This is a genomic window from Pseudomonas sp. 9_2_1 (assembly GCF_059295275.1).
In genome coordinates, this window is record NZ_CM181239.1 from 3,108,006 (window position 1) to 3,129,539 (window position 21,534).

At 63.8% G+C, this 21,534-nt stretch carries 19 protein-coding genes and 2 pseudogenes; 16 read left to right on the top strand and 5 right to left on the bottom strand.

Features of this window, described 5'->3' with window-relative positions:
• Positions 1 to 7 precede the first annotated feature (7 nt).
• The 8 genes and pseudogenes from paaC to AC5O5I_RS13985 all read left to right on the top strand — a co-directional run bounded on the left by paaC (position 8) and on the right by AC5O5I_RS13985 (position 8,261).
• Positions 8 to 766 carry a 1,2-phenylacetyl-CoA epoxidase subunit PaaC gene (paaC, locus tag AC5O5I_RS13950; RefSeq protein ID WP_172220973.1) on the top strand — a complete coding sequence of 253 codons (759 nt, stop codon included), beginning with the start codon at positions 8 to 10 and terminating at the stop codon, positions 764 to 766.
• Positions 753 to 1,286 (top strand): 1,2-phenylacetyl-CoA epoxidase subunit PaaD, encoded by a 534-nt coding sequence (paaD, locus tag AC5O5I_RS13955; RefSeq protein ID WP_172220976.1) that lies wholly within the window; start codon positions 753 to 755, stop codon positions 1,284 to 1,286. The genes paaC and paaD overlap by 14 nt, the downstream gene beginning before the upstream one ends.
• Before the next feature lie 15 nt (positions 1,287 to 1,301).
• Positions 1,302 to 2,378 (top strand): 1,2-phenylacetyl-CoA epoxidase subunit PaaE, encoded by a 1,077-nt coding sequence (paaE, locus tag AC5O5I_RS13960; RefSeq protein WP_494510958.1) that lies wholly within the window; start codon positions 1,302 to 1,304, stop codon positions 2,376 to 2,378.
• Positions 2,379 to 2,531: 153 nt separating this feature from the next.
• A complete protein-coding gene (locus AC5O5I_RS13965; RefSeq protein ID WP_012272262.1) occupies positions 2,532 to 2,840 on the top strand; it encodes a DUF485 domain-containing protein in 309 nt (102 codons plus the stop codon).
• Positions 2,831 to 4,399, top strand: a pseudogene (locus AC5O5I_RS13970) (cation acetate symporter); the annotation flags it as partial. The gene AC5O5I_RS13965 and the pseudogene AC5O5I_RS13970, both read left to right, overlap by 10 nt.
• A gap of 39 nt (positions 4,400 to 4,438) precedes the next feature.
• Positions 4,439 to 5,671, top strand: a complete 1,233-nt coding sequence (locus AC5O5I_RS13975; protein ID WP_494510959.1) for an OprD family porin — start codon at positions 4,439 to 4,441, stop codon at positions 5,669 to 5,671.
• Between the two features lie 37 nt (positions 5,672 to 5,708).
• Complete coding sequence (paaZ, locus tag AC5O5I_RS13980) at positions 5,709 to 7,763, top strand: phenylacetic acid degradation bifunctional protein PaaZ (RefSeq protein ID WP_494510960.1); 2,055 nt, start codon at positions 5,709 to 5,711, stop codon at positions 7,761 to 7,763.
• Between the two features lie 198 nt (positions 7,764 to 7,961).
• A complete protein-coding gene (locus AC5O5I_RS13985; RefSeq protein WP_172220991.1) occupies positions 7,962 to 8,261 on the top strand; it encodes a hypothetical protein in 300 nt (99 codons plus the stop codon).
• 32 nt (positions 8,262 to 8,293) lie between these two features.
• Here AC5O5I_RS13985 and AC5O5I_RS13990 read toward each other — a convergent pair whose 3' ends face one another.
• Entirely contained in the window at positions 8,294 to 9,916 is a 1,623-nt protein-coding gene (locus AC5O5I_RS13990) for a hybrid sensor histidine kinase/response regulator (RefSeq protein ID WP_494510961.1), read from the bottom strand.
• A 101-nt stretch (positions 9,917 to 10,017) separates the two neighbouring features.
• On the opposite strand from AC5O5I_RS13990, the gene AC5O5I_RS13995 reads away from it, so the two are divergent.
• Positions 10,018 to 10,632: a LuxR C-terminal-related transcriptional regulator gene (locus AC5O5I_RS13995; protein WP_172220997.1), complete on the top strand. Its 615-nt coding sequence runs from the start codon at positions 10,018 to 10,020 to the stop codon at positions 10,630 to 10,632.
• Between the two features lie 151 nt (positions 10,633 to 10,783).
• A complete protein-coding gene (locus tag AC5O5I_RS14000; protein WP_172220914.1) occupies positions 10,784 to 10,954 on the top strand; it encodes a hypothetical protein in 171 nt (56 codons plus the stop codon).
• 25 nt (positions 10,955 to 10,979) lie between these two features.
• Here AC5O5I_RS14000 and AC5O5I_RS14005 read toward each other — a convergent pair whose 3' ends face one another.
• The gene (locus tag AC5O5I_RS14005; protein WP_172221000.1) at positions 10,980 to 11,249 is read right to left on the bottom strand and encodes a DUF6555 family protein; all 270 of its coding nucleotides are present in this window, start codon (positions 11,247 to 11,249) and stop codon (positions 10,980 to 10,982) included.
• Positions 11,250 to 11,391: 142 nt separating this feature from the next.
• Positions 11,392 to 11,547: pseudogene (locus tag AC5O5I_RS14010) on the bottom strand (con-10 family general stress protein); the annotation flags it as partial.
• A 315-nt stretch (positions 11,548 to 11,862) separates the two neighbouring features.
• Here AC5O5I_RS14010 and AC5O5I_RS14015 point away from each other — a divergent pair.
• Positions 11,863 to 16,002, top strand: coding sequence for a CheR family methyltransferase (locus tag AC5O5I_RS14015; protein ID WP_494510962.1), 4,140 nt, complete (start codon positions 11,863 to 11,865; stop codon positions 16,000 to 16,002).
• Positions 16,003 to 16,044: 42 nt separating this feature from the next.
• Here the strand turns inward: AC5O5I_RS14015 and AC5O5I_RS14020 are convergent, their stop codons facing one another.
• Both AC5O5I_RS14020 and AC5O5I_RS14025 read right to left on the bottom strand, forming a co-directional pair.
• A complete protein-coding gene (locus tag AC5O5I_RS14020) occupies positions 16,045 to 16,608 on the bottom strand; it encodes an ATP-dependent Clp protease proteolytic subunit (protein WP_372242461.1) in 564 nt (187 codons plus the stop codon).
• A 38-nt stretch (positions 16,609 to 16,646) separates the two neighbouring features.
• Positions 16,647 to 17,033: a low affinity iron permease family protein gene (locus tag AC5O5I_RS14025; protein ID WP_172230796.1), complete on the bottom strand. Its 387-nt coding sequence runs from the start codon at positions 17,031 to 17,033 to the stop codon at positions 16,647 to 16,649.
• Between the two features lie 172 nt (positions 17,034 to 17,205).
• On the opposite strand from AC5O5I_RS14025, the gene AC5O5I_RS14030 reads away from it, so the two are divergent.
• The 5 genes from AC5O5I_RS14030 to AC5O5I_RS14050 are packed head-to-tail and all read left to right on the top strand — an operon-like array spanning position 17,206 to position 21,514.
• The gene (locus AC5O5I_RS14030; protein WP_172230799.1) at positions 17,206 to 18,123 is read left to right on the top strand and encodes a DUF72 domain-containing protein; all 918 of its coding nucleotides are present in this window, start codon (positions 17,206 to 17,208) and stop codon (positions 18,121 to 18,123) included.
• Entirely contained in the window at positions 18,120 to 18,905 is a 786-nt protein-coding gene (locus AC5O5I_RS14035) for an endonuclease/exonuclease/phosphatase family protein (protein ID WP_172230802.1), read from the top strand. The genes AC5O5I_RS14030 and AC5O5I_RS14035 overlap by 4 nt, the downstream gene beginning before the upstream one ends.
• A complete protein-coding gene (clsB, locus tag AC5O5I_RS14040; protein ID WP_172230805.1) occupies positions 18,902 to 20,104 on the top strand; it encodes a cardiolipin synthase ClsB in 1,203 nt (400 codons plus the stop codon). Before AC5O5I_RS14035 ends, clsB begins: the two co-directional genes overlap by 4 nt.
• On the top strand, positions 20,104 to 21,057 hold the full coding sequence (locus AC5O5I_RS14045; protein ID WP_494510963.1) for a lysylphosphatidylglycerol synthase domain-containing protein: 954 nt from the start codon (positions 20,104 to 20,106) through the stop codon (positions 21,055 to 21,057). The genes clsB and AC5O5I_RS14045 overlap by 1 nt, the downstream gene beginning before the upstream one ends.
• Positions 21,058 to 21,085: 28 nt before the next feature.
• The gene (locus AC5O5I_RS14050) at positions 21,086 to 21,514 is read left to right on the top strand and encodes a hypothetical protein (protein ID WP_172233703.1); all 429 of its coding nucleotides are present in this window, start codon (positions 21,086 to 21,088) and stop codon (positions 21,512 to 21,514) included.
• Positions 21,515 to 21,534: the final 20 nt, after the last annotated feature.

Below are 21,534 nucleotides of genomic sequence, written 5' to 3' on the forward strand. Positions count from 1 at the left end.
GTTGATCATGCATAACCAAGCCCTTGTCCCCTACCTGCTGTTGCTCGGTGACAGCGCCCTGGTGCAGGGTCAGCGCCTTTGCCAATGGTGCGGCCACGCCCCTGCCATCGAAGAAGAGCTGGCCCTGATGAATGTTGGCCTTGACCTGGTCGGCCAGGCACGCAACTGGCTGGAGTACGCCGCCGAACTGCTGGATGACGGCCGCGATGCCGATGCCTTGGCCTTCCGCCGAGACGAGCGGGCTTATCGCAACCTGTTGCTGGTCGAACAACCCAACGGCGATTTTGCCGTGACCATGACCAAGCAGTTTCTCTATGACGCCTGGCACCTCGCCGTGCTCCAGGGGTTGGTCGAATCGAGCGATCCGCGTATTGCCGGTATTGCCGCCAAGGCAGTGAAAGAAGTCACCTACCACCTGCGTCGGTCCAGCGAGTGGGTGCAGCGCCTGGGCGATGGCACCGAAGAAAGCCGCCAGCGCATGCTCGCTGCCATCCCGGCACTGTGGCGCTTTACCGTCGAGCTGTGTGCTGCCAGCGACAATGAGGTGCAGCTGGCGAACGCGGGTATCGGCGCCAACCCCGCCAGCGTCGCCAGTGCCTGGCTGAAGCAGGTAAGCGAGACGTTCGCGGCGGTCGAACTGCCACTGCCCAAGGCGGCCAGCTACTTCTACCTGGACGGCCGCAAGGGCCTGCACACCGAGCACCTCGGCCTGCTGCTGGCCGAAATGCAATTCCTGCCGAGGGCTTACCCCGATGCAACCTGGTGAGCTGATTGCCGGCGACCGCGGTGCGCGAGCGCAGCATGGCGATGACCTGGCCCGCGCCTGGGCAGTTCTGGGCCAGGTCATGGACCCGGAAGTGCCTGTGGTCAGCGTGGTCGACTTGGGGATCGTCCGCGACCTCGACTGGCGCGCCGGCCACCTGCACCTGGTGGTTACACCGACCTACTCCGGCTGCCCGGCCACCGAGGTGATCGAGGGGGATATCCGCCAGGCGCTGGAGCAGGCAGGGTTTTCCGCGCCTGACCTTGAGCGCCGGCTGACCCCGGCGTGGAGCACCGACTGGATCAGCGAACTGGGCCGCGAGCGCCTGCGCGCCTATGGCATCGCACCGCCGCAAGGCAGCGCCAGCAAGCGCAGCCTGTTGGGTGACGCTCCCCAGGTGTGCTGCCCGCAGTGCGGCAGTACCCATACCGAATTGCTCAGCCAGTTCGGCTCCACGGCCTGCAAGGCGCTGTACCGCTGCTGCGAGTGCCTGGAGCCGTTCGACTATTTCAAATGCATTTGAGCCGTGGAGAACGCCATGAGCCAGTTTCACAGCCTGACCATCAAGCAAGTGCGCAACGAGACGCGTGATGCGGTGTCGATTGCCTTCGACGTGCCTGAGCACCTGCAAGCGCAGTTCCGTTTCACCCAGGGCCAGTACCTGGTCATGCGGACCCGGCTGGACGATGAAGAGGTCCGCCGCTCCTACTCGATCTGCAGTGCCGTGCACGACGGCGAGTTGCGCGTGGCCGTCAAGCGCGTGCCGGGCGGGCGTTTCTCGGCGTTTGCCAATGAAGTGCTCAAGGCCGGCCAGCAGCTGGAGGTGATGCCGCCATCGGGCAGCTTCTTCGTGCCGCTGGACCCGGCTCGCCGGGGTAATTACCTGGGCGTGGCCGCCGGCAGCGGCATCACCCCGATCCTGTCGATCATCAGTACTACCCTGGCCAGCGAGCCACACAGCCGCTTCACCTTGCTGTACGGCAACCGTTCGAGCTCCGGGGCGCTGTTCCGCGACAGGCTGGAAGACTTGAAAAACCGCTACCTCGACCGCCTCAACCTGATTTTCGTGTTCAGCCGTGAGCAGCAGGATATCGACCTGTACAACGGCCGCATCGATGCCGACAAATGCGGCCAGCTGTTCTCGCGCTGGCTGGATGTTCCAGGCCTGGATGCAGCGTTCATCTGTGGCCCGCAGGCGATGACCGAGACCGTGCGTGACAGCCTGCAGGCCAATGGCCTGAGCAAGCAACGCATTCATTTCGAGCTGTTCGCCGCAGCCGGCAGCGAAGCCCGCCGCGAGGCCCGTGAGGCCGCCCGGCAGGTAGACGCGGCGGTCAGCCACATTACCGTGATCAGCGACGGCCGCGCCCTGAGCTTCGACCTGCCACGCAACAGCCAGAACGTGCTGGACGCCGGCAATGCCATCGGTGCCGAACTGCCCTATTCGTGCAAGGCCGGCGTGTGCTCGACCTGCAAGTGCCGGGTGATCGAAGGCGAAGTGGAGATGGACAGCAACCATGCCCTGGAGGACTACGAAGTGGCGGCCGGGTATGTGCTGTCGTGCCAGAGCTACCCGGTAAGCAACAAGGTGGTGCTCGACTTCGACCAGCTCTGAGACCGCGTCGCCTGCTCCCACAGGTAGGGCGCTGCCCCTTGGCCTTGTGCAATCCCTGTGGGAGCGGGTTCACCCGCGAAGCGGCCATCAGCACCAACCCAGTACCCGCGTGACCTCACCAAAAACAATTACAACACCCAGAGATCGCAACCCATGACACCCGAACGCATAGAAAGCATCGCCAACCACCCCGACTTCCAGCACCTGGTGCGGCGCAAGCGTCGCCTCAACGGCAGCCTGACCCTGGCGATGCTGGTGATCTACTACGGCTTCGTCCTGCTGGTGGCGTTCTCGCCCAGCACCCTTGGGCAGTCGCTTAGCGGCGGCGTGACCACCGTCGGCATGCTGGTGGGCGTACTGATGGTGCTGCTGTCCTTTGCCCTGACCGGTATCTACGTGCACCGCGCCAACAACGTGCTCGACCCGCTCAACGACAAGGTCAAGCAGGAGTGCGCGCAATGAACTGGACTGCCATCTCGATGTTCATGGTGTTCGTCTGCTTTACCCTGCTGGTCACCCGCTGGGCCGCCCTGCGTACCCGCTCGGCCAGCGACTTCTACACCGCCGGCGGCGGCCTGACCGGCATGCAGAACGGCCTGGCGATTGCGGGCGACATGATCAGCGCCGCCTCATTCCTGGGCATCTCGGCGATGATGTTCATGAACGGCTATGACGGCCTGCTCTATGCCCTGGGCGTGCTCGCCGGCTGGCCGATCATCCTGTTCCTGATCGCCGAACGCCTGCGCAACCTGGGCAAGTACACCTTCGCCGATGTGGTCAGCTATCGCCTGGCGCAGACCCCGGTGCGCCTGACCTCGGCCTTTGGCACCCTGGTGGTAGCCTTGATGTACCTGGTGGCGCAGATGGTCGGTGCCGGCAAGCTGATCGAGCTGCTGTTCGGCATCAGCTACCTGTATGCGGTGATGCTGGTGGGCGTGCTGATGGTCGCCTACGTCACCTTCGGCGGCATGCTGGCCACCACCTGGGTGCAGATCATCAAGGCAGTGATGCTGCTCTCGGGGACCACGTTCATGGCCTTCATGGTGCTCAGGCACTTCGGCTTCAGCACCGAGGCCATGTTCGCCAGCGCCGTCGCCGTGCACGCCAAGGGCCAGGCGATCATGGCCCCGGGCGGCTTGTTGTCGAACCCGATAGATGCCATTTCGCTGGGCCTGGGCATGATGTTCGGTACCGCCGGCCTGCCGCATATCCTGATGCGCTTCTTCACCGTCAGCGACGCCAAGGAAGCACGCAAGAGCGTGTTCTACGCCACCGGTTTCATCGGTTACTTCTACTTGCTGCTGATCGTGGTCGGCTTTGGCGCCATCGTCATGGTCGGCACCGAGCCGTCCTACCGTGACGCCAGCGGCGCGATCATCGGCGGCGGCAACATGGTCGCCGTGCACCTGGCCCAGGCCGTGGGTGGCAACCTGTTCCTTGGCTTCATCTCCGCCGTGGCCTTCGCCACCATCCTGGCCGTTGTCGCCGGCCTGGCGCTGTCCGGCGCATCGGCGGTTTCCCACGACCTGTATGCCTGCGTCATGCGCAAAGGCAAAGCCACCGAGCAAGAGGAAATGCGCGTGTCGCGCATCGCCACGCTGGTGATCGGCCTGCTGGCAGTGATCCTCGGCCTGATGTTCGAGTCGCAGAACATCGCCTTCCTCTCCGGGCTGGTACTGGCGGTGGCCGCTTCGGTCAACTTCCCGGTGCTGCTGCTCTCGATGTTCTGGAAAGGCCTGACCACCCGTGGTGCGGTATGCGGCAGCATGGCCGGCCTGGTTTCGGCAGTGGTGCTGGTGGTACTGGGCCCGGCGGTATGGGTCAACGTGCTGCACCACGAACAGGCGCTGTTCCCTTACAGCAACCCGGCACTGTTCTCCATGAGCCTGGCGTTCCTCGGTGCCTGGGTATTCTCGGTCACCGACAGCTCCGAACGTGCCGCTGAAGAGCGTGGCCGCTACCTGGCCCAGTTCATCCGCTCCATGACCGGTATTGGCGCCGCCGGCGCCAGCAAGCACTGACCTCAGGGAAGAACGACCATGTCGGGTAAAACAACAACAATGAACCGCACGCATGTCATGACAGCCGCCTGGCTGGCCACCCTCGCCCTGCCCTTGCCGGCGCTGGCGGACCTTATCGGCGACAGCCATGCACGCCTGGAGCTGCGCAACCACTACATCAACCGCGACTTCCGCCAGAGCAACGCCGCGCAGGCCAAGGCCGAGGAATGGGGCCAAGGCTTCACCGCCAGGCTGGAGTCGGGCTTCACCGATGGCCCGGTCGGTTTTGGCGTCGACGCCATGGGCCAGCTGGGCATCAAGCTGGATTCCAGCCGTGACCGGCGCAACACCGGCCTGCTGCCGTATGGCCCGAACAGCCAGGAACCGGTCGACGACTACAGTGAGCTGGGCCTGACCGGCAAGGTGCGCGTGTCCAAGAGCACCCTGCGCCTGGGTACCTTGCAGCCAATCCTGCCCGTGGTGGTGTACAACGACACCCGTCTGCTGGCGTCCACTTTCCAGGGCGGCGTGCTCACCAGCCAGGACCTCGAAGGGCTTACCTTCAACGCTGGCCGGCTGACCAAGGCCAACCTGCGCGATTCTTCGGGCCGCGACGACATCGGCTACGGCGCCGCCAGCAGCGACCACCTGGACTTTGGCGGCGGCAGCTATGCCATCACCCCGCAGACGAGTGTCAGCTACTACTACGCCAAGCTCGAGGACATCTACCGCCAGCAGTTCGTCGGCCTGATCGATACCCGCCCACTGGCCGAAGGTGTGAGCTTGCGCAGCGACCTGCGCTACTTCGACAGCCGCAATGACGGCGCCGAGCGCGCCGGCAATATCGACAACCGCAACTTCAACGCCATGTTCACCCTCGGCGTGCGGGCGCATAAATTCACCGCCGCCTGGCAGCAGATGTCAGGTGACAGCGCCTTCCCGTTCGTCAATGGCGGCGACCCGTTCACCGTCAACCTGGTCACCTACAACACCTTCACCCGCGCCGGGCTGGACTCGTGGCAGCTGCGCTACGACTACGACTTCGTCGCCATGGGTATCCCGGGCCTGAGCTTCATGACCCGTTACACCGACGGCCGCCACGCCGAAACCGCGACCATCAGCAACGGCCGCGAGCGCGAACGCGATACCGACCTCACCTACGTGATCCAGAGCGGCCCGCTCAAGGACGTCAGCCTGCGCTGGCGCAACGTCACCTTCCGTTCCGGCAATGGCCTGACCAACGCCGTCGACGAAAACCGCCTGATCATCGGCTACACCCTGGCGCTGTGGTAACAGCGCCCCCCTACTTCTGAACAGCATGGAGAACAGCATGTCTGCCGCCCCTACTCTGCAAAGCTTCATCGCCGGCCGTTGGCTTGGCCAGCACGGCGCCCAGGCCCTGCGCAGCGCCCTCGACGGCCACGTGCTGGCCTACAGCCATGAAGAGCGCCCGGACTTCGCCGAAGCCGTGGGCTTCGCCCGTGCCCGCGGGCTTGCCACGCTGATGGCCATGGATTTCCAGCAACGCGCCCAGCGCCTGAAAGCGTTGGCCCTTTACCTGGCCGAGCACAAGGAGCAGCTCTACGCGTTGTCCCACCACAGCGGCGCCACCCGTGCCGACAGCTGGATCGACATCGAGGGCGGCAATGCCACACTGTTTGCCTATGCGGGCATCGGCAGCCGTGAACTGCCATCGGGCAACCTGGTGCACGAAGGCCCGGCGATCCCGTTGGGTAAGCAGGGCCATTTCGCTGGCAGCCATATCCTGGTGCCGCGCGCTGGCGTGGCAGTGCACATCAACGCGTTCAACTTCCCGATCTGGGGCATGCTGGAGAAGTTCGCCCCGACCTTCCTGGCCGGCATGCCGTGCATCGTCAAGCCGGCGACCTCCACCAGCTACCTGACCGAAGCCGTGGTGCGCCTGATGAACGCATCCGGGCTGCTGCCAGAAGGCAGCCTGCAACTGGTGATTGGTAGCACCGGCGACCTGCTCGAGCGCCTTCAAGGCCAGGATGTGGTGACCTTTACCGGCTCGGCCGATACGGCCGCCAAATTGCGCGTCACGCCGAACCTGATTCGCAATTCGGTGCCGTTCACGGCCGAGGCCGATTCGCTGAACTGCGCCATCCTCGGCCCGGACGTCACCCCGGACACTGAGGAGTTCGAGCTGTACATCAAGGAGGTGGTGCGGGAAATGACCACCAAGGCCGGGCAGAAATGCACCGCCATCCGCCGCGTCATCGTGCCGGCCAGGCATATCGATGCGGTTGCTACGCGCCTGCGCGAGCGCCTGAGCAAGGTGGTGGTCGGTGACCCGTCGCTGGAAGGCGTGCGTATGGGCGCCCTGGCCTCCCACGACCAGCAGCATGATGTGGCCGAGCGGGTGCGCAGCCTGCTGCAGAGTTGCGACCAGCTGTTCGGCGCCAGCGATGGCTTTGCCCCGCGTGGCGAAGGCGTGGCCGAGGGTGCGTTCTTTGCCCCGACCTTGCTGCACGCCCGCGACCCGCATGCCGAAGGCGGTGCCCACGATATCGAGGCGTTCGGCCCGGTCAGCACGCTGATGGCCTACCACGACCTCGATGAAGCCCTGGCGCTCGCCGCTCGCGGCAAGGGCAGCCTGGTAGCGACGCTGGTAACGGCCGACCGCAGCGTAGCCGCCAAGGCCATTCCGGTGGCAGCTGCCTGGCACGGCCGCCTGCTGGTGCTGGACAGCGAGGCCGCCAAGGAATCCACCGGTCATGGCTCGCCGCTGCCACAGCTCAAGCACGGTGGCCCCGGCCGCGCCGGTGGCGGTGAAGAGCTGGGTGGCCTGCGCGCGGTCAAGCACTACCTGCAACGCGCTGCCGTGCAGGGTTCGCCGAGCATGCTCACGGCGGTAACCGGTGAATATGTGCGCGGTGGCGAAGTGATCGAAACCGAAGTGCATCCGTTCCGCCGGTATTTCGAGCAGTTGCGCATCGGTGAATCGCTGCTTACCCACCGCCGTACCGTGACCGAAGCCGACCTGGTCAACTTCGGCTGCCTGTCGGGGGACCACTTCTACATGCACTTCGACGAGATCGCGGCCAAGCAGTCGCAGTTCGGCAAGCGCATTGCCCACGGCTACTTCGTGCTGTCGGCGGCGGCCGGGCTGTTCGTTTCGCCAGGTGCCGGGCCGGTACTGGCCAACTATGGCCTGGATACCCTGCGCTTCATCAACCCGGTAGGTATTGGCGATACCATCCAGGCGCGGCTGACCTGCAAGCGCAAGATCGACCAGGGCAAGACCAGCCCGCTGGGCCAGCCGCAGGGCGTGGTGGCATGGGATGTGGAGGTGACCAACCAGCTGGGTGAGCTGGTGGCCAGCTACGACATCCTGACGCTGGTGCTGAAGCAGCCACAATGATGGGGTGAGGCTACCGGCCTCTTCGCGGGCGCGCCCGCTCCCACAGGGATATGAATCCCCTGTGGGAGCGGGTTCACCCGCGAAGAGGCGGCACAGGCTACATAAAGGCCAAGGGCCACCTCGTACATCCGCCCTAATCGCCTCATCACCCCCTCGGCGTTATAGTCCAGTGAGAACAACGCCAAGGAAGTCCCCATCATGCACCCCATCAAGCTCGTCCTCAGTGCCGCCCTGCTGGTCGGCGTCGCCGGCTGCCAGACCATCAACCCCTCCGAAGATACCCTCAAGCAGCGCACCGAATTCGCCCTCAACACCAAGGTATCCAAAGTCGCCGATGTGCGCAGCGACAGCACCATCACCTACTACACCGCCACCACCGCCAAAGGCCAGTACGAGTGCCAGATGCCCAGCGGTGGCATCGTCGCCGTGGCCGGCATGGGCCTTTACCAGCCTACCCCTTCGTGCATGAAGGAAGGCCAGGCATTGATGCTCCAGTAACCCACGCAAAACCTTTGCGCCCTGTCGCCGGTCTAGCCGACCGGCGCCGCAGGCAGCTCGCGCAACGCGCGCAGGGCGGCACGCAGTTCGGCTGGACGCACCGGTTTGGAAAGCACGGCGATATCACGCTCATGCACCTCTGCCTGAATCTTCTCCGGGTCGTGCCCGGTCATTATCAACGCTGGCACCGCCCATCCACGCTGGGCCCTGAGGCGGTCGATGCAATCGATGCCGGTGGCGTCCTGGCCCAGGTCATAATCCGCGACAATCACCTCGCAATCGCTGCTCAGGCCGCTTGGCGAGCTGTGCGCTTCTACCTCGCAGCCCCATTTCTGCAGCAGTGCCGAGGTAGCCCGCAGCACGTTGCGGTCGTCCTCGACCAGGCACACCCGCAAGCCGCCGAGCAGGCCGGGCGCTGCCGGCGAGCGTTGCGCCGAAGGCTGGTCCGGTTGTGCCTGCAGGCGTGGCAAACCCCGCAGAGTTACCGCCGTGCCGCGCCCCGGCCGCGAGCGCAAGCGGACTTCCAGCCCCATCAGGTGCCCCAGTCGGCGGACGATCGACAAGCCCAGTCCGACGCCTTCGACATCCTTGTCACGGCCCTGCCGTACCCGGTAGAACTCCTCGAACACCAGCCCCTGATGCGCCTCGGCAATGCCTCGCCCCTGGTCGCAGACGACAATGGCCAGGTCCCGGCCGCAGCGTCGTACTGCGATCAACAACGGGCGCTGCGCGGCGTATTTGAAACTGTTGGATATGACGTTCTGGACCATGGTCGCCAGCATGCCGCGGTCGGCACGGGTCCAGTAGCTGCAGGGCCGCAAACGAATGTCCACGCCTGCCCAGCGCGCGGCCTCGCTGTTGTTGCGCAGCAGTTCAGCCAGGAAATCACCCAAGGCAAAGGTTTCGTAACGGGGCTGCACCCGCCCGTTGTCCAGCGTGTACAGGTCAAGAATCGAGCGAAACAGCTGCGATACGTTGAGCAACGAACGGTCGATGCTGTCCACCAGCCGCCGCTCATCCTCGCCCAGCGGCGCCTCGCGCAGGCAGGCGGTGAACAGGCCGATGGAGTGGATAGGCTGGCGCAGGTCATGGCTGGCCTGAGCCAGAAAGCGGGACTTTTCCTGATTCGCCGCTATCGCCTGTTCCGAGGCCTTGCGCGTGCGCTCCAGCAGCAGGTGCGCATACACCGGAATGACCGTGCTGGTGGTCAGCAGCATCAGCACCATGAACGGGTTGGCCTGCCAGTAAGGCGTAAGCTGATAGACCACCAGCAAGGCCGCCAGCGCCAGCACGGTGGCAATTGCCAGGTAGCGCGAGCCGAAGCGCATGCCGTTGCCCAGGTTCACCCACACCATGACCGCATAAATCGGCAGCGCTGCTTCGCCACCCATCACCAGGCCGAAACAGGTGCCGGTGTAGTCATGCAGCATGCCCAGCACCCGGCGCCAGGGGTAATGGCCGGGCCAGCGGGCGATGGCCTGGCGAAGGCCGACCGACACCAGCAGGAACGAGACGATGTAGTAGATCACCGGCAGGTATCGCGCATGCGACTCGCCTGGCATGAAACCCAGCAGACCCATGTATGCCAGGGCGCAGCAGGCGACGATGAGGCGCAGGTTGGCTTGATCGAGCTCGTTGTTCTTGTCCAGGTCCATGGGCATTGTCCTTGTGCACATTTCGCGAGGCGGCACAGTCCGTGTAAGGCTGCTAAATTAGCATGGCCCGGTTCGCTGGTGGCTACAGGGAGTTGCCAGACGTGAAATGCCGCATCATTGTCGCCGATGACCATCCGCTGTTCAGGGACGCCATGGCCCGCACCGTCCGGCGGGTGGTGCCCGGTGCCTGCGTGGAAGAAGCCGGGGACCTTGCCGAAGTCTTCGCGCTGAGTGCCACTGGCGAGATACCCGACACCCTGGTGCTGGACCTGCGCTTCCCCGGCCTTACCGATATCCAGTGCCTTTCCCAGGTACGCCGGCAACTGCCACGTACCACGCTTATCGTGGTTTCAGCGGTCGATGACCCTGCGCTGATCGAGCAGGTGATGGCCACAGGTGTCGACGGTTTCATTGGCAAGGACAGCATGCCGGAAGACATTGGCGCAGCCATCCTGGCGATCCGCGAGGGCGAAGTATTGGTCAGGTACACCCCCTCGGGCTTGTTCCCTGGCGTCAGCCCCGACGGCGCGGTGGAGCAGCTTACTCAGCGCCAACATGAGGTACTGCGGCTGATTGCCCAAGGCAGGACCAACAAGGAAATTGCCAAGGCCCTGAACATCTCGCCCTTCACCGTGCGCATCCATGTGTCCTGCCTGCTCAAGGCATTGAAGGTCACCTCGCGTACGGCCGCGGCGGTTAAATACAGCGGGAGCTGAACCGTTGGTCAGGCTCCAGCGCACCTGCAAGGACTTCTACCGACCCGCCGACCCTCTCAGTAACTGAGGGGTGGCCAAAAAATTCGCCTCTCACGCCTGCAGTGGCCCGCCGGCCAGGCGGGCTTTATTTACCCGAAAGGAGGCCCGGAACATGAATCACAAGCTATCGATGGGAGGCGGGAACGTGGAGGATGACTGGCCAGAGCTGGAGCCGGACCGGCGCAACGACCAGGTCCCCGACCCTGACGCCGACCCTGATTTGACGGATGACGAGCAGAATCGGCCCGGCGTACCGGCGAGCGACCCGGAGTCGGGTGCCTGACTCGCCGATTGCCTGCACAGCAGAATCAGGCAGTGGTGGCGGGGTCTTCCAGCGACTGGCCGGGCTTGCTGCCCGATACCCGCCAACTCACTTCAGTCACCCCATAGCGCTCGGCCATGGGCCTGCTCACCTTGCGAATCTTTTCGCGCCCGAATTTCGGGATGATGCCAATCCCCGCGTCGCAGCTTGCCCAATGCCAGGCCTCGGCATTGTCCAGATGTTCCAGGCGGATGATGAAACTGCGCGGCTTGCCATGCAGTTGGTAGTCGATGATGTACAACTGGGGATTAGGCATCGCTGGGCCCTCCTCTTTTCCATGGATGACTTTCAGATTGAGTCGGGTGGGGCCGGAAAGATTCAAAATTTGTGAAATCCTGGGCGTGAATGGTTACCCGGCAGCTCACCACCGGGCAACCGCTGCAGTCACGCCGGGGGTTTTAGGGATTACGGCTACCGCCGTGGCTGTTCTGGCCACCTTTGCGGCCCGCTTCCGAGGCGCGTTGGCGGTCATTGGCGAAGTTGCCGCCGGATACCTGGCCGCCTTTCTGCCCGGCGCGGGAGGCCTTTTCACGGTCATTGGCAAAATTGCCCGGGTTGGTTTCCTTGGTGCCGCCACGTTGGCTGGTTTGATCCGGATCACGAGCCATGTCGTCTCTCCTTGAGGGATGCGAGGTAACACGGTGTTATGCCGTGCTCTTGTTCCGAACACACAAGGGCGCCAGGCGCTCAGTCGCAGTAGGCACTTGCGGACGAGTGGCGCCAAATGACTTCGCGGTCCCCCATTGACGGACTATCCGTTTGCGCACGCGCGAGTGCTCGCTGTTGCTTCGCAGGCCTGCCTATAATGGGGCTCACATGCCCGGCGATGCGTCGATGGGCCGTCTGTCAGGTCTGCACAAGGCACCGCCATGAAGTCGTCTGCTAACCAGCCCGCTGCCCCGCAGGACCCCAACCTGAGCCCAAGCCACCTGGACTTTCCGGTCGTTGGCATCGGTGCCTCGGCCGGGGGCCTTGAGGCCATCTGTACATTGTTCCGGCAGATGCCCGCCGATTCGGGCATGGCATTCGTCATCGTGCTGCACCTGTCACCGGATCATCAGAGCGTCGCCGACCGTATCATCCAGGAAACCACTGCCATGCCGGTGCGCCAGGTGACCGAGCCGGTGCCGATCGAGCGCAACCATGTCTACGTCATTTCGCCGGCCAACAGGTTGTCGACCAATGACGGCTATTTGCGCGTGACGCCTGCCAACCGGCGCCGGGGTGACCATGTCGCCATCGACCTGTTTTTCCGCGACCTGGCCGACGTGCACAAGGACCATGCGTTTTGCGTGGTCTTGTCCGGCACCGGTGCCGATGGCGCAGTCGGGCTGTCGCGCATCAAGGAGCAAGGCGGGGTCACCCTGGTGCAAACGCCAGACGACGCCCAGTACGACAGCATGCCGCGGGCCGCGATCGAGACCGGGATGGTCGACGTCATCCTGCCCGCCGCCGAGATACCGCAGAAACTGCTGGAGTTGTGGCGCAACGCCCGCAAAGTCAGGTTGCCGCGAATCGATGACGATACCCTGCCGCCTCCGCTGGGTACCCGGGTCGGCGACCCGCAGGCCTTCGAGCCCCTGCTCGAAGAAATCCTCCTGCAGTTGCGCAGCACCACCGGGCATGACTTCCAGCACTACAAACGTGCCACCGTGCTGCGCCGCATAGAACGGCGCCTGCATGTGACGGGGCAAGCCGACCTTGGGGCGTACCTGCGCTACCTGGAGGAGCATAGCGAGGAGTCTGCGGCGCTATTGGCAGATATGCTGATCGGCGTTACCAACTTTTTCCGCGACCGTGAAGCGTTCGAGGCGCTGGAACGGCATGTGCTGCCGCAGCTGGTCAGCGAACCCGAACCCGCCGAGGGTTCAGGCGAAATCCGCATCTGGTCCGCCGGTTGCTCGACCGGCGAAGAAGCCTACAGCCTGGCGATACTCGCCAGCGAGCAGCTGGCGCTGGAACAGCGCGCCAGCAAGGTCCAGGTGTTTGCCACCGACCTGGACGAGCGGGCGATCGGCATCGCCCGGGGCGGTTGCTACTCTGAGGCGATCGTCACCGATGTACCGCCTTCGCGGTTGCGCCAGTTTTTCGCGAAGGAGGACCAGCATTACCGGGTGCGCAAGGAAGTTCGCGAAAAAGTCCTGTTTGCCCGGCACAACCTGTTGTCCGACCCACCGTTCTCGCAGATCAGCCTGATCGTCTGCCGCAACCTGCTGATCTACCTCGACCGCGAAATCCAGCAGGACATCCTGCGCATGTTCCACTTCGCCCTGCGCCCCGGCGGCTATCTGTTCCTCGGCTCGTCCGAATCCGCCGACCTGGCCAGTGAGCTGTTCGCCGTGGTCGACAAGCGCAACCGCATTTACCGGGCACGTGACGTCAGTAACGCCGCGCGGCGCTCGGGCCGGCAGTTGCCGGGCCCGGACCTTGCCAATGTGCTGCAACCTGCGCGGGGTAAAAGCAAGCCCGGGCGCAAACCTGCCTATGCCGAACTGCACCACCGGGCGCTGGCGCGGCGGACCCCGCCCAGCCTGATCATCGATGGCGAAGGTACCATCCTGCATCTGAGCGAAGGCGTGGGGCGATTCATGCAACTGGGCAGTGGCGAACTCAGCCGCAACCTGCTGAACCTGGTGCTGCCGAGCTTGCGCCTGGCCTTGCGCAGCACCCTGTTCCAGGCCCGCCAGGGCACCGAAGCCGTGACCTCGCGGCCGGTAGACCTGGGCGAAGGCGCAGCACGGCTACAGGTGGAAATCACCGTCCAGCCGCACAAGGACGAGGCCAGCGCTGGCGAGTACCTGCTGGTGGTTTTCGAAGAACGCGCGCCCGACCCGTCGCTGCCCCTTCCCGGCGCCATTCGCCAGACCGACAGCATGGTGTTGCACAACCTGGAGCGGGAGTTGCAGCGCACCCGGCTGCAGCTGCACGAAACCATTGAGCAATCGGAGATTTCCAGCGAAGAGCTGACCGCCTCCAACGAAGAGATGCAGGCGATCAACGAAGAACTGCGCTCGGCCAGTGAAGAGCTGGAGACCAGCAAGGAAGAACTCCAGTCCATCAACGAGGAGCTGCTGACGGTCAACTACGAGCTCAAGAACAAGGTCGAGGAAACCGACAAGGTCAACGACTACCTCAGCAACCTGATCGCCAGCACCGACATCGCCACGGTGTTTGTCGACCGCAACCTGCACATCCGCTGGTTCACCCCGCGCGCCACCGACCTGTTCAACATGCTGCCGGTCGACACCGGTCGGTCGCTGCTCGACATCACCCATCGCCTGGACTACCCGGCACTGGCCGACGACGCCCGTGCCGTGGTCCAGGGCGAAAGCATCATCGAACGTGAAATCGTCGGCCGGGACCAGCATTGGTACCTGGCGCGCCTGCTGCCCTACCGCTCCAGTGAACAGAAGATCGACGGCACGGTGCTCACCTTCATCGACATCAGCAAGAGCCGGGCAGCCGAAGAGCGCGTGCGCCTGGGCGAAGAGCGCATGCGTGTGGTTGCCGAGAGCACTCACGACTTTGCCATCATCCTGCTCGACGAGCAGGGCCTGGTGACCGACTGGAACACCGGTGCCACGTTGATCTTCGGCTACGCCAAGGCCGATGTGCTCGGCCAGCACTACCAGTTGATCTTCACAGAGGAAGATCGCCAGCACGGCGTACCCGAGCGGGAGCTGCAGGCAGCACGTGCCAACGACCGTAGCCAGGACGAGCGCTGGCATGTGCGCAAAGATGGCAGCCGCTTCTACTCCAGCGGCGAAATCTCCCGGCTCAAGGGCAGCAGCTTGCGCGGCTTCGTGAAAATCGCCCGCGACCTCACCGGGCACAAACGCCTGCACGACGAACAGACCAAGCAGCTGGCCGAATCGCAGAGCAACAGCCACATGAAGGACGAGTTCTTCGCCATCATGTCCCACGAACTCAAGCACCCGCTCAACCTGATCCAGCTCAACGCGGAGATCCTCCGGCGCCTGCCTTCGATTGCCCATATAGCGGCTGCGAACAAGGCCGTGAGCACCATCCGCGACGCGGTCACCAGCCAGGCGCGAATCATCGATGACTTGCTCGATGTAGCGCGTATCCGTACCGGCAAGCTCAAGCTCAAGACCGAACCGCTGGACTTCACTGCCATCCTGCAGGGGATCCACGCGGTGGTGCTGAGCGAGCAACCAGCCTGCAGCGTGGCGCTGGAACTGCCCGCGGACGGGCTGGCGTTGTTCATCGAGGGCGACAGCACCCGGCTGGAACAGGTGATCTGGAACCTGCTGAACAACGCCATGAAGTTCAGCCCGGCCGGCTCGGTGATCCGCCTGGTGCTGAGCCATGCGGATGATCAGCTCTCGCTGCGGGTCATCGACCAGGGTATCGGCCTGAGTGCAGACAGCCTGGAGCATATTTTCGACCTGTTCAGCCAAGCCACGCCGGCATCGGGCAGTCACACCCGTGAAGGCCTGGGGATTGGCCTGTCGCTGGTCCGGCAACTGGTGGAAGCGCATGGCGGCAGCGTGCAGGCGCAATCGGCGGGCATCGGCCAGGGCTGTACGTTCACCGTCAGCCTGCCCTTGTCCGCTGCCGGACGCCGCCCGTCTGCGGTGCCCGCCGAGGTGGACTACGCGGGTCGGCTCAGCGGCATTCACGTGCTGCTGGTCGATGACTCGCCTGAAGTGCTGGAGGTGATGCAGCAACTGCTGGAAATGGAGTGCGCCGAAGTCAGCGCCTTCAATGACCCGCGCCAGGCGCTGCAGGCGGCAGGGGACTCGACCTACGACATCATTCTGTCCGACATCGGCATGCCGGTCATGGACGGCCATGCGTTGATCAAGGCGCTGAGGGCCCTGCGCCACCTTCAGCACACGCCGGCGATCGCGCTGACCGGCTACGGCGCCAGCGCCGACCAGCACAAGTCGCGGCAGTCCGGCTTTGACCGGCACCTGAACAAACCGGTCGGCTACGACGACCTGGTGGAAGCGATCGAAGCCCTGCACGGCTCGGTGCCGTACTGACCGCACATCAGTCAGTACGGCATTACGAGCCAGTGGCTGGCCTCAGGCATGCACACTCCACTGGCTCACCTCCGACGCCAGCGGCATCTCGTCGATGGCATGGATCATGCCGCTTTGCAGCGCTTCTTGCGGGCCGAGTATGCGCGGGTAGGCCATCAGGTAGCGCGGTACATCCAGCACCTCGCTGCTGCCCTGGGTGCGCTCTGCCACGATTTCCGCATACAGCCGCAAGTCGTAGTCCAGACTCATGGCGTACTCGGCCATGCGGGCGTGGTCCACGGAGCCATGCAAAGTCCAGTGAAACGGGTGGAACAGGAACTTGCTGTGGGTGCAGGCAGTGCGGTGCTCGCCTGCCAGGAACAGGATGTTGCCCATGGACTCCACCGTCCCCAGGTTATGGGTGTGCAACGGAATCGGCAGGCCGCGCAGGAAGTTGTACAGGGTAAAGCCGTAGCTGCACTCCCCGCCCATGGTGGCGATGTTCAGCTGCAGCAGATCTGCGCCTTGTTGCATGGCTTTGGAGCAGGTATTGATCAGGTTGCCACAGGTAGATGAATTGATCGGGCCGGTGAAGTGGATGATATGTCTGGCCATGCGTGCCTCCAGGGTCTGGCAGTGCTTCTTCCGGTGAATCGGGCAGGCCTTCAGTCACCGGGTGGGTCCCGGCGGTCGGCCTGATGCGGGTCGAGCTTGCCCATGCTTTGGTACTGCTTGCGCAGGGCGTGCAGCTCGGCCGGGTCCATGTCTTCCAGGTCCAGCAATGCCTTGTGCGCACGCTTGGTGGTGCGCAGCAGTTCGTCGATCTTGATGTGCAGTTCGTCGTTGTCGCGGTTCTGGGTGTTCTGGATCAGGAACACCATCAGAAATGTGACGATGGTGGTCGAAGTGTTGATCACCAGCTGCCAGGTATCGTTGTAATCGAACAGCGGGCCGGTCACTGCCCAAGCCAGTATCAACAGAAAGGCGATGGCGAAGGTTTGCGGGCGACCCGCACAATTCGCCAGCCATTGCGCGAAACGGTCGAATTTCATGCTGTCGGTCCTCCCCGTAGCGCCAGGCTTGGGCTGCTTAAGGGTGGAATCGCGCGTGACGGCAAAGTTCAATCCGCGACCGTGCGCGCCGTCGATCTTCACCCTTGAACCCTTGTGCAGTTGCACGTGTCGCAATTGATGAACCGGGCAACGACGATCATGAGGAGGCAGCGTGAGCGAAGTGCGTATCGGCATTTCAGGTTGGCGCTATGGCCCTTGGCGCAAGGATTTCTACCCCAAGGGGCTACCCCAGGACGATGAGCTGGCGTTTGCCTCTCGAGCCGTGAACACCATCGAGATCAACGGGTCGTTCTACAGCCTGCAAACGCCTGACCGTTACCAGGCCTGGGCTCACGCGACGCCTGAGGATTTCGTGTTCTCGGTGAAGGCGCCCCGCTACATCACCCACATACGCCGGCTGAGGGAGATCGAACAGCCGATTGCCAATTTCTTCGCGTCTGGCCCGCTGCTGCTCGGTGACAAGCTAGGGCCGTTTCTTTGGCAGTTTCCACCCAACATGAAGTTCGACGAGGCGCTTTTCAGCGCGTTTCTTGACTTGCTACCCCGCGATGTTGCAGCTGCGCGGGCCTGTGCCGAGGGCTGCGCCGAACGCCTGCAAGGGAATGGCGGCACCGCCATCCAAGGCAATTACCGGCTGCGCCATGCGGTGGAAATACGCCACGAGAGCTTCCTGTGCGAAGCCTTCGTCAAGCTGTTGCGCAAGCACCACGTTGCGCTGGTGGTTGCCGACAGCGCGGGTAAGTGGCCGTACGTGGAAGATGTCACGGCCGACTTCATGTACATGCGCCTGCACGGCGATGTCGAACTGTACAGCAGCGGCTACACGGTGCGCGCGCTGCGGCGCTGGAAGCATCGGATTCAGCAATGGAGCCAGGGCAGCCAGGCCGATGATGCCAAGCTGATCGTCCCGGGCCCGCCGCCTCGGCGTGCTTCGCGGGATGTCTACTGCTACTTCGACAACGACCAGAAGGTGCATGCGCCCTACGATGCGCGACGTTTGCTGGAGAAGCTGCACCTGGACCACCCGCTGATGACCGAGCCCGGCGTGGCGCCGGAGGTGCCGCTGTGAACAGGACCCTGCCTGCCCCCCATTGCATCATCGACAAAGTTACCGCCGTACACCGGCTGAACGTGCTCACCCTCAACGTGCACAAGGGTTTCACCTTTTTCAACCGGCGCTTCATCCTGCCCGAGCTGCGCGAAGCCGTGCGTACCACCGGTGCAGACCTGGTATTCCTCCAGGAAGTGCATGGCAGCCACCAGCAGCATGCTGTACGCCACCCAGCGTGGCCGGAGGCGCCGCAGTACGAATTTCTCGCCGATAGCATGTGGCCGCAATTTGCATACGGGCGCAATGCGGTGTACCCCCACGGCGACCACGGCAATGCCCTGCTTTCCAAGTTTCCGATTACCCGTTTCGACAACCTCGACGTGTCGGTACACGGCAACGAGCAGCGCGGCCTGCTGCACTGCCAGCTGGAAGTGCCAGGCCACGAACAGGTCCATGCGGTGTGCGTGCACCTGGGCCTGCGCGAAGCGCACAGGCAAAGCCAGGTGAAGCTGTTGCTCGAACTGCTTGACCGCCTGCCGCCAAAAGCGCCGGTGATTGTTGCCGGCGACTTCAATGACTGGCGGCTGAAGGCGGACGCAGTGCTGTCGCAGCGCCTGGTCGAAGCCTTTGGCGAGCGGTTCGGCACCCCGGCGCGCAGTTTCCCGGCGCGCATGCCGCTGTTGCGCCTGGACCGGATCTATGTGCGCAACGCCATGCCTGGCAAGGCCCAGGTGTTGTCCAACTATCCGTGGTCGCACCTGTCCGACCACGCCCCCCTGGCTGCGGAGATCGTTGTGTGAAAAGACCCTGGGTAGACGGTAACAGCGTGGAACTGTTGATCAATGGCGAGGCATTCTACCCCCGTGTATTCGACGCCATCGGCCAGGCACGGGAAGAAGTCCTGCTGGAAACCTTCATCATTTTCGACGACAAGGTCGGCCAGCAGCTGCAGCGGGCGTTGATCGAGGCTGCCAGCCGCGGCGTGCGGGTCGAGGTGGTGGCAGATGGCTACGGCACGGCGGATCTGCCCGACGATTTTATTGCGGCCATGACCGATGCCGGGGTCAGCTTTCACCTGTTCGACCCCCAGCCGAAACTGGCGGGCATGCGCACCAATCTGTTCCGGCGCCTGCACCGCAAGATTGTGGTCATCGACGGCGAGCTGGCCTTCATCGGCGGCATCAACTACAGCGCCGATCACTTGGGCGATTATGGGCCGATGGCCAAGCAGGACTACGCCGTCGCAGTCACCGGCCCAGTGGTGGCGCAAGTGCATGCGGTGAGCCGACGCCTGATGTCGCCTGTGCTCGAACCCCCCAGCGAGGTGCGACCCGTGACCGCGCCTACCGGCGAAACAACTGCGGTGTTGGTGGAGCGTGACAACGGGCAGCGTCGCACCGCCATCGAAGCGCAGTACCTGGAGGCCTTGCGCGCTGCCCGCCAGCGCATCGTGGTCGCCAATGCGTATTTCTTCCCCGGCTACCGCCTGCTGCGCGAGCTGCGCAATGCCGCCCGCCGGGGGGTGGAGGTGACCCTGATCATGCAGGGCCAGCCGGACATGCGCTGGGTGCGGGCGCTTTCACGGCTACTGTACAACTACCTGCTGCGCGATGGCGTACGCATTCACGAATACTGCCAGCGCCCGCTGCACGGCAAGGTGGCGCTGGTGGACGATGAGTGGTCCACCGTCGGCTCCAGCAACCTGGACCCGTTGAGCCTGTCATTGAACCTGGAGGCCAACCTGTTCATCCGCGACCGTGCCTTCAACCAGCAGCTGCACCAGCACCTGCGCACGCTGGCAAGCGAGCAATGCAAGCCGGTGACCCTGGAACGCATGATCCGCGGCTATTGGTGGCGGGCCCCGCTGATATTCCTGTGCTTCCACGTAGTTCGGCATTTTCCGCGCATTGCCGGCTGGTTGCCGGCGCACCGCAAACGCCTGAAATCGCTGCAAGCGCAAGTCCACACCCAAGGCAACCTGCACGAGGGCAATACCTGATGGAGCGCAAGCGCTGGCAAACCTGGGCCAAACGCCTGTTCACCGTGCTGTTCGTGGTGCTGATCCCGGTGCTGTTGTTCATGCTGGCACGCAATCTGGACTGGGGCGAAGTGCGCCAGTCATTGTTCGCCTACAAGCCTGGCGTTTTGGCGGTGGGCCTGGTGATGGCGCTGTGCAGCTTCCTGATCTTCGCCAGCTACGACCTGCTGGCACGCACCTACACCGGCCACACGTTGCCTGCCCGGCAGGTGCTGCCAGTCGCGTTCGTGTGCTACGCCTTCAACCTCAACTTCACCACCTGGGTGGGCGGCGTTGCGCTGCGTTACCGGCTGTACAGCCGGCTTGGGCTGGATACGGCCACCATCACCCGCATCCTCACCCTCGGCCTGCTGACCAACTGGATGGGTTACATGCTGCTCGCCGGTGGTGTGTTCGCGTTGCGTCTGGTAGAGCTGCCCGCGAACTGGGCGGTGGGCACTACGGGCCTGCAATTCATCGGCTTTGCGCTGCTGGCCATCGCCTTTGCCTATCTGTTTGCCTGTGGTTTTGCCAAGAAGCGCACCTGGCGCTGGCGTGATCACGAGCTGACCCTGCCTGGGCTGCGCCTGGCGCTGTGCCAGGTGGCACTCGGCGCCAGCAACTGGGCGATGATGGCCTTGCTGATCTACTGGCTGTTGCCCGACAAGGCCTTCTACCCCTCTATTCTGGGGATTCTGCTGATCAGTTGCGTGGCTGGGGTGGTTGCGCATATTCCGGCCGGGCTGGGCGTGCTGGAAACGGTATTTCTGGGGTTGCTGCATGGCCAGATGGGCCAGGGCAGCCTGGTGGCGGCGCTGCTGGCTTACCGGACCTTGTATTACCTGATTCCCTTGGCGCTGGCGGTGATCACCTATGTGGTGCTGGAAAAATGTGCCAAGGCCATGCGCCAGCGCGACAAACCAGCTTCGACGTGAATGACGGCCTGTGGCCGGGAGGTGTCCCATGCGTGTCTTTACGATGACATTGATGTTGGCAAGCCTGGCCAGCGGCGAGGTGCTGGCCGAGGCCTGCGATGTGGTCACCCGATCGTCCAGCGAAGCGGTGAAACCGGTGGCGCAACATACCTGCTACACCTTCGGCAACATGCCGCCGGAAGCGATCAACTGGTCGTGCAGCAACGAGAGCAAGGACATGCTCAGCGCGCAGAAGCAGAAGGTGGCGCGTTGCGCCGATGGCAGCGTGGGCAGTTGTATCGCACCGTTGACCCAGGAGGCGCTGGCCAATCCTGAAGCAGCCGGCAATGACCAGCCGTCCACTCGGCCTGGCTTGCCCAAGGATGCCCGGGTGGTGACCTATTACTACGATACACCTAGCCTGGGGCAGGCGCGTACCGAGTGTGAGCGCAGTAATGGGATCTGGCAGACGCATTGAAGGCCAGGCAGAACAGTCCC

Excerpts from the sequence above, each read along its gene's own strand:
- paaC (WP_172220973.1), top strand. The coding sequence starts at position 8 with ATGCATAACCAAGCCCTTGTCCCCTACCTGCTGTTGCTCGGTGACAGC.
- paaD (WP_172220976.1), top strand. The coding sequence starts at position 753 with ATGCAACCTGGTGAGCTGATTGCCGGCGACCGCGGTGCGCGAGCGCAG.
- paaE (WP_494510958.1), top strand. The coding sequence starts at position 1,302 with ATGAGCCAGTTTCACAGCCTGACCATCAAGCAAGTGCGCAACGAGACG.
- AC5O5I_RS13965 (WP_012272262.1), top strand. The coding sequence starts at position 2,532 with ATGACACCCGAACGCATAGAAAGCATCGCCAACCACCCCGACTTCCAG.
- AC5O5I_RS13975 (WP_494510959.1), top strand. The coding sequence starts at position 4,439 with ATGAACCGCACGCATGTCATGACAGCCGCCTGGCTGGCCACCCTCGCC.
- paaZ (WP_494510960.1), top strand. The coding sequence starts at position 5,709 with ATGTCTGCCGCCCCTACTCTGCAAAGCTTCATCGCCGGCCGTTGGCTT.
- AC5O5I_RS13985 (WP_172220991.1), top strand. The coding sequence starts at position 7,962 with ATGCACCCCATCAAGCTCGTCCTCAGTGCCGCCCTGCTGGTCGGCGTC.
- AC5O5I_RS13990 (WP_494510961.1), bottom strand. The coding sequence starts at position 9,916 with ATGGACCTGGACAAGAACAACGAGCTCGATCAAGCCAACCTGCGCCTC.
- AC5O5I_RS14000 (WP_172220914.1), top strand. The coding sequence starts at position 10,784 with ATGAATCACAAGCTATCGATGGGAGGCGGGAACGTGGAGGATGACTGG.
- AC5O5I_RS14005 (WP_172221000.1), bottom strand. The coding sequence starts at position 11,249 with ATGCCTAATCCCCAGTTGTACATCATCGACTACCAACTGCATGGCAAG.
- AC5O5I_RS14015 (WP_494510962.1), top strand. The coding sequence starts at position 11,863 with ATGAAGTCGTCTGCTAACCAGCCCGCTGCCCCGCAGGACCCCAACCTG.
- AC5O5I_RS14025 (WP_172230796.1), bottom strand. The coding sequence starts at position 17,033 with ATGAAATTCGACCGTTTCGCGCAATGGCTGGCGAATTGTGCGGGTCGC.
- AC5O5I_RS14045 (WP_494510963.1), top strand. The coding sequence starts at position 20,104 with ATGGAGCGCAAGCGCTGGCAAACCTGGGCCAAACGCCTGTTCACCGTG.
- AC5O5I_RS14050 (WP_172233703.1), top strand. The coding sequence starts at position 21,086 with ATGCGTGTCTTTACGATGACATTGATGTTGGCAAGCCTGGCCAGCGGC.